Below are 7,365 nucleotides of genomic sequence, written 5' to 3'. Positions count from 1 at the left end.
TGGGGAATTTGGTGATATAATAAAAGAAAGCTATGAAGGTTATTGTGAGAGAGTAGAATTATCAGATGAAGAAGATATATATACATTTGATAAATATGTAGAAGCAATATCAGAGATAGAAGAATTCGAAGATCCTAAGATACTAGAGAAGAAAAGAAATATATCAACATTATTAGATTGTGTACCATTTGTAGGATTTGGAAAAACTCTAATTGAAGTAATAAGTGGAGAGAATCTTATAACTCATGAGAAGCTAAGCTTCCTAGAAAGAGTAATAGCAGGAGTATCATTAATACCGATAGGAGCAATAGCTAAGTGCTTAAAAGGTGTATTTAAAGGTGGAATTAATAGTCTTTTAAGAAGAGCAGGAAAGAGCACAATAACTAATATAGGAGAAGAAGTTACAGAAGCAGTAATAAAGGATGAAGTAAGAGAAACTGTAGAAGAGATAGGGGAGGTAGAAGGTAGAGAGGTTGTTGAAAACAGAATAAAAACTAATTTTGCCAATGAAATACCTAGAAGCGGTGAAGAATGGAATGAGTATTTTGTAGGTAAATATGGATCTGATAATGTTGAGCGGGTAATAAAAGAGGAGGTAAGTAACCTTGAATTAAATAGACTTGATTATCTAAGAAATAAATATGGTAAATTAACTTCAGAGCAAGTTAATAATAGAATTAATTTACGTGGAGCAGTTAATGATGAAATAGATAGATTATATAAATCAGGAATTAGTAAGAAAGAATTAGGACCAGCAGTTGCAGGAGTTTTAGACACAAAAACAGGAAAATACTATTTTGGAATAAATAATATTAAAGGTAAGGTACCAACAGAACTTCATCCAATAATTAAAGAAAGAATAGACAACATGCTGTTAGAAACTTATAATAGTTATGAAAAGTGGACATTAGGAGCTGGCTCGCATGCAGAAGTATATGCTTTAAATGAAGCGATGTTAGCAAATCCTAATGCAAAGTTAGAAGATTTTATGATGTATGTAGTTAGGTCTGGAAAGAAGTTGAAGCCTAGAGGACTACCTATGCCAAGATGCCCACATTGTGAATATATAACAGATGGAGCAAGTTATTTCCCGGAGGTGTTAAAGTATGGAAAATAGAATATTGACAAAAGACTATGTTTTAAAGAATGGAATAGATTTTGATGATGACATTCTAGAACAAGAGTATTTAAGTGATAGAATTTTAGATAACTCAAAAGAAGCAGGTGGAAAACCATTTACAGGATTAACCTATGAAACTTATCCAAATGGAAATTTAATGTATTATTGTTATTATAAAAATGGTTTTTCGGATGGGGATTTTATTGAGTTTTACAATGATGGAAAAGTAAAGAGTATGCAGTATATGCAAAGAGGAAGAACTTTTGGCATTGAAAAGAATTGGTATAATAATGGTATATTAAAATCGGAAAGCAGATATGAATATGGTGTATGTTTAACATTAAAAGAATGGGATGAGAAAGGAAATTTAATAAAGGAAAAATCAGAACCAACTGAAGATGATATAAAGCTTAGAGATAGTCAAGAAAAATTTTATAAACATGCTATAGAAAACGAGTGAATTTAAGTTACAAAACAATAATATACTAAAAATTATAAGCTTTGAATATTGAAGTATAGTTCAATGCATAATAATTAAGTAACTGAATGCAAAAAAATAATAATATTATTATAATTCTTAGATTGTGTACCATTTGTAGGATTTGGAAAAGTTCTAATAGAAGTAATAAGTGGAGAGAATCTTATAACTCATGAGAAGCTAAGCTTCCTAGAAAGAGTAATAGCAGGAGTATCATTAATACCAATAGGAGCAATAGCTAAGTGGTTAAAAGGTGTATTTAAAGGTGGAATTAATAGTCTTTTAAGAAGAGCAGGAAAGAGTGTAATAACTGACATAGGAGAAGAAGTTACAGAAGCAGTAATAAAGGATGAAGTAAGAGGACTAGAGAAGAATATAGCATCAGAGGTAGCAGAAGAAGTAGTAAGAGAAACTGTAGAAGAGATAGGGGAGGTAGAAGGTAGAGAGGTTGTTGAAAGTGTAATAAAAGAGGTAAATGAGAGTGGTAGTAAGGCTATAGGTACTGATGAATTAGTTGTAAGAGATACTAAATTTTTAGATGCAGATGGAAATATTGATTGGGAAAAGTGGGCACCAAATGGTGGGCGAGTACCAGGAACAATCAAGGAAAATCAAACTATTCCTGCAGGAACTATTATTGATAGATATGGAAGTCAATGGGGAAAATATACATCACCAGCAGGAGTACCATATGAACAAAGGGTACTTCCATATATTGAGAACCTAAATGCATACCATAAATATGAAGTATTAAAACCAATTGATAACGTTACAATATCTGAGATTGCTCCTGCTTTTGAACAAGTTGGGGGTGGAATACAGTATGAATTACCCAATAATATCAAAAAATTAAAAGAATTAGGCTATATAAAGGAGGTTAAATAAATGACTAGAGAGGTATTAGAAAAAAAATTAAAAATAGCTGGAGTCCCAGATTATATTTATAATCTGACAGGACAGGGAAAAAAAGACGAATGTTTATGCTTGGAAAAAATTCAGGATAAGTGGTTTGTTTATTATTTAGAAAGAGGTATTAAGACAACAAATGAAATTTTTGACTCTGAAAATGAAGCGTGTCAATTTTTGTATGACCAATTGATGAATTAAAAAACATATTATTAGGGTTATACTTTAGAAATCCCAACAACCTACAACTCCTACACGTCTATTAATTAACCATCATGGCTACCTAGAAGCAATTAAGAAATCCATGATGTTAATTAATAGATGCTAGCGAAATTTTGCCTAGTAGGGTATACAAAAGGACATTGCCAATTTAACATATTGATACAACGCACTCTTAGTAACAAAATATTGTGAAAGGGTGCGTTTTTCTGTTAAAGTATTATTATATAGTTGTAAGTGTTTTCTATAAAAATCAGTATTAAAAAGTAGTATCCTAGAGATAAAATTAGAAAAGGTTATTAATAGTAATGAGCTAGAATTAAATGATTAGGGGAAGGATTAGATTGTGTGTCATTTGTAGTATTTGGAAAAACTCTAATTGAAGTAATAAGTGGAGAGAATCTTATAACTCATGAGAAGCTAAGCTTCCTACAAAGAATAATAGGAGGAGTATCTTTAATACCAATAGGAGCAATAGCTAAGTGTTTAAAAGGTATATTTAAAGGTGGAATTAATAGTCTTTTAAGAAGAGCAGGAAAGAGTGCAATAACTGACATAGGAGAAGAAGTTACAGAAGCAGTAATAAAGGATGAAGTAAAAGGACTAGAGAAGAATATAGCTTCAATAGATGTATTATCTGATATAGATTTGATTTTGTGAGATTCTGTGTTATTATTTTGTTAGTTAATAGTGGTTATACCTTATATTATTTTTTGATTATAATATGGGTGATTCACTATTTTTTTGGCCACAGTGTTTGTAATTTTAATTAATTGTGGAAAATTATAAAAATAATAGGATATAGTTGAACAAAAGAATGTAAGACATGACTCAAATTGGGGGTGGGGTAATTATGTCAATTAAAGATATAGCAGAAAAGGTTGGTGTATCATCTTCTACAGTTTCAAGAGTTTTAAATAATCCACAGCATAAGTGTTCTTCCAAGGAATTAAGAGATAAGATATGGAAAGTGGCAATTGAAATGAATTACACACCTAATCAAGCGGCAAGAAATCTTAAACTTGGAAATGCAGAGGAGAAAAGTAAGGTATATTATATAAATGTACTGGTAACAAGAATGGATGAACAGCAGAATGATCCTTTTTATACAGAATTATTAAAGGTAATTGAAAGTGAAATACATAAAAGAGGTTGTATTTTATCAACCATATGGTATAAGTCATTTTTCTCTAATAATAGCAAATGCCAACGTATGGATTTAGATCATAAAATAAGTGAGATGTATAAAGAAACTGAGGATAAAAATGATGGTTTAATCATTATTGGAAAGTGTAACAAAGAGGCTTTAAAACATTGGAATAAAAAATATAAAAATATAGTATGTGTAAATCGTAATGCTATTAATTATGATATAGATGAGGTTTTCTGTGATGGTAGAAAAATAGCTACTATGGCTGTGGAATATCTAATTCAACTTGGGCATACAGATATAGGATATGTAGGTGAATATCATGATGAGTCTAGATATAAGGGGTTTTTAGAAGTTTTATGCAAGCATGATATTGATGTGGATCCAAACTGGATTATAGGAACTAGACAGACTGAAGCTGATGGATATGAAGCTATGAAGAAAATTTTTAATATGGAATATGCTCCTACAGCAATTTATTGTGCAAATGATATTATTGCTGTGGGAATGTTAAAGTGTATAAATAAGCATAAGAGAAGGTTTTATACGCCATCAATTATTTCAAGTGATGATATTGATGAAGCTCAGAATACTAATCCAATGCTTACTACTATTTGTTTACCTAAAGAGGAAATGGGGAGATTTGCAGTTTCGCTATTAATTGGACGTATAGAAGGTTTGTATAAATGTACGGCAAAGGTTGAAATGAGTGGACAACTTATTATAAGAAGTAGTTGTACTCCTCCAGGAAATAGTTATTGGAATTATTATATTTAGAATACAAGTATGATATTTGCCTCTAAAATAAAAAGATAATAAAGATAAAATTAGTTAGAGTATAATATAAATAATCCTAATTATGTCATTTAAAAATGAAAAAATGGTACAATTTTTCATGAAAATGCTAATAATGAAATTAATATTTAACTCAAATATTAGCTCGATAGTGTAAATAACAGGAAGACAGCGTTTGCACAATAACAGAATTAGGGGATATATCTTAGAAATTAAGATAAAAAAATGAATAAAAAAACATGAATATCAACATAAAATGGTAAAAAATGTGAAAGTGAAGACATCGCTTTCACATTTTTTTTTGAGATAAATCCAAGTATGACAATATAATAGGTGTAACGAAAGAGATAAATATTAAAAAAGGAGGGAAAGTATGTGTCAGTAAAAATTAATGGTGTTACAAAGAGTTTTACAAAAAATAATCAAAAAGAAAAATTTATATCACTAAGCAATGTATCTTTAGAGATAAAGGATCATGAATTTATTTGTTTGTTGGGGCCTTCTGGTTGTGGAAAATCTACATTATTAAAACTCATTTCGGGATTAATAAAAACTGATGAAGGAACAATTCTATTAGATGATGAATTAGTCCAAAAACCAGGTAGAGATAGGGGAATGGTGTTTCAGGAATATGCATTATTTCCATGGATGACAGTTGAGAAAAATGTTGCAATTGGACTTGAACTTAAAAAGCATAATAAGAAAGAAATAGCAGAAAAGGTTAAATGGGCAATAGATATTGTTGGACTTAATGGATTTGAAAAGAATTATCCATATCAATTATCAGGAGGTATGAAACAGAGAGTTGCCATTGCACGTGTTTTGGTAATGAATTCAAAAGTACTTCTTATGGATGAACCTTTTGGAGCCTTAGACGCATTTACAAGAATGAATCTACAGGATGATTTGATTGAGTTATGGCAGAAGGAGAAATTTACTACCGTGTTTGTAACTCATGATGTTGATGAAGCTGTATATCTTTCAGACAGAATTGTTGTGATGACTGCTTCACCAGGAAAAGTAAAGACAATAGTAGATGTTGATATATCCAGACCAAGAATAAGAACTAGTGAAGAATTTACAGAAATAAGGAACTATGTTCTAGAGCAATACGGATATTGTGATAACAGAATTATTGAATACAACATATAAAATAAACAATAGAAAGGATGAGATATATGGCATATGATTCGTTTAAAGAATTATTAAAAAGTCAAAGTAAAGATAGAGGAAATAATACTTTCATAATTGAACCAAACACAAAAAAAGAAATAACTTTTTTAGAATTCAATGATGAAGTAGAGAGAATAAGCGACTTTTTAAATAAGTTAAATATCAATAAACAAGATAAAGTTGCTTTGTTTATGGAGAATGGTATTGAGTATGCTGAATCTTTTTTCGGTGTAACTTATGATAATAAAATCGCAGTTCCAGTAAACCTTTCTTATAAGGAAAATGAACTTAAATATTTACTTGATGATGCTGATATAAGATTTTTGATTACAACAAAGTCTATATATGAGAGAACACAAAATATATTAACAAATACATTTTCATTTACAACAAGAGAAATTGGAATTCGAGATTTACTAGTACTTGAAAGGGAAGAATATAGAGGTGATAAAGTAGAAAATCAAGAGTTAGCATTAATATTGTATACATCAGGTACTACTGGAAATCCTAAAGGGGTAATGCTAACACAGAAAAATCTTCTTTCAGAAGCAGAACATATAATTGAGGCGCATAAGCTTACTGACAAGGATACAGTACTATGTTCATTGCCATTATTTCATATAAATGGTTTAGTAGTAACTCTAATTACTCCGTTAACTACAGGAATGAGATTGATAATGCCTCCTAAATTTAGTGCTTCTAAGTTTTGGAAAAATGTAGATAACTATAAGGTAACTTGGATAAGTGCAGTACCAACTATTTATTCAATTTTATTAAGTAAGGAATTTGATAAAACTCTAGATTATAGTTCTCTACGTTTTGCAAGATCTGCATCTGCTCCGCTACCAATAGCTGTTCTAAAAGAATTTGAGAGTAGATATAACGTCCCTATAATAGAAACTTTCGGAATATCAGAAGGAGGAAGCCAGATAGCTTCAAATCCATTACCACCACAAAAAACAAAAGTAGGTTCAGTTGGTTTAGGATTTGGAAATGAAATCAAAATTATAAATGATAATTCGGAATTTCTTCCTGCTAGAGAGGAAGGAGAAATAATAGTTAGAGGAGATAATATAGCACAAGGATATCTTAACAAAGAAAAAGAAACAAAATCATCTTTTTTAGATGGATGGTTTCATACGGGTGATTTAGGATATCTTGATGAAGAAGGGTATTTGTTTATAAGTGGAAGAAAGAAGGAGCTTATAAATCGTGCAGGAGAAAAATTTTCACCACGTGAAATTGATGAAGTTCTATATCAAATACCACAAATAGAACTTGCAGCTGCAGTTGGAGTCCCTGATCCTATGTATAACGAAGAAGTAGTTGCGTATGTAAAACTAAGAGATAGTGAAAATCTAACAGAGGATTATATTATTAATTATTGTAAAGATAGATTAGCAAATTTTAAAGTACCCAAAAGAGTCTTTTTTACTGATGATTTTCCTAAAGGACCAAGTGGAAAGATTCAAAGGCTTAAATTTATAGATAGATATAAGAAAGAAAATTTATAAGGAAATAGAG

The 7,365-nt window shown here is 30.2% G+C and carries 8 protein-coding genes and 1 pseudogene; all 9 read left to right on the top strand.

Annotated elements, in window-relative coordinates; genetic code table 11:
* Nucleotides 1-1,117, top strand: a 1,117-nt coding sequence (locus KQI77_RS08165; protein ID WP_216389956.1) for a YwqJ-related putative deaminase, incomplete at its 5' end; no start/stop codon positions are given.
* A complete protein-coding gene (locus tag KQI77_RS08160) occupies nucleotides 1,107-1,580 on the top strand; it encodes a toxin-antitoxin system YwqK family antitoxin (RefSeq protein ID WP_216389955.1) in 474 nt (157 codons plus the stop codon). The genes KQI77_RS08165 and KQI77_RS08160, both read left to right, overlap by 11 nt.
* Nucleotides 1,581-1,709: 129 nt before the next feature.
* Nucleotides 1,710-1,853, top strand: a pseudogene (locus tag KQI77_RS13285) (pre-toxin TG domain-containing protein); the annotation flags it as partial.
* Nucleotides 1,833-2,483 (top strand): TNT domain-containing protein, encoded by a 651-nt coding sequence (locus KQI77_RS13280; protein WP_367397289.1) that lies wholly within the window; start codon nucleotides 1,833-1,835, stop codon nucleotides 2,481-2,483. The pseudogene KQI77_RS13285 and the gene KQI77_RS13280, both read left to right, overlap by 21 nt.
* Complete coding sequence (locus KQI77_RS08145) at nucleotides 2,484-2,705, top strand: hypothetical protein (protein ID WP_216389954.1); 222 nt, start codon at nucleotides 2,484-2,486, stop codon at nucleotides 2,703-2,705.
* Between the two features lie 366 nt (nucleotides 2,706-3,071).
* The gene (locus KQI77_RS08140) at nucleotides 3,072-3,383 is read left to right on the top strand and encodes a pre-toxin TG domain-containing protein (RefSeq protein ID WP_216389953.1); all 312 of its coding nucleotides are present in this window, start codon (nucleotides 3,072-3,074) and stop codon (nucleotides 3,381-3,383) included.
* 193 nt (nucleotides 3,384-3,576) lie between these two features.
* Entirely contained in the window at nucleotides 3,577-4,650 is a 1,074-nt protein-coding gene (locus KQI77_RS08135) for a LacI family DNA-binding transcriptional regulator (protein ID WP_216389952.1), read from the top strand.
* Between the two features lie 393 nt (nucleotides 4,651-5,043).
* Entirely contained in the window at nucleotides 5,044-5,820 is a 777-nt protein-coding gene (locus KQI77_RS08130; RefSeq protein WP_216389951.1) for an ABC transporter ATP-binding protein, read from the top strand.
* A 26-nt stretch (nucleotides 5,821-5,846) separates the two neighbouring features.
* Nucleotides 5,847-7,355, top strand: coding sequence for an AMP-binding protein (locus KQI77_RS08125; protein ID WP_216389950.1), 1,509 nt, complete (start codon nucleotides 5,847-5,849; stop codon nucleotides 7,353-7,355).
* The last annotated feature ends 10 nt before the right edge of the window (nucleotides 7,356-7,365 follow it).

The sequence above is a fragment of the Clostridium sp. MSJ-8 genome (assembly GCF_018918325.1).
Taxonomy (GTDB): domain Bacteria; phylum Bacillota; class Clostridia; order Clostridiales; family Clostridiaceae; genus Clostridium.
This window is presented reverse-complemented; position numbering and strand designations above follow the sequence as displayed.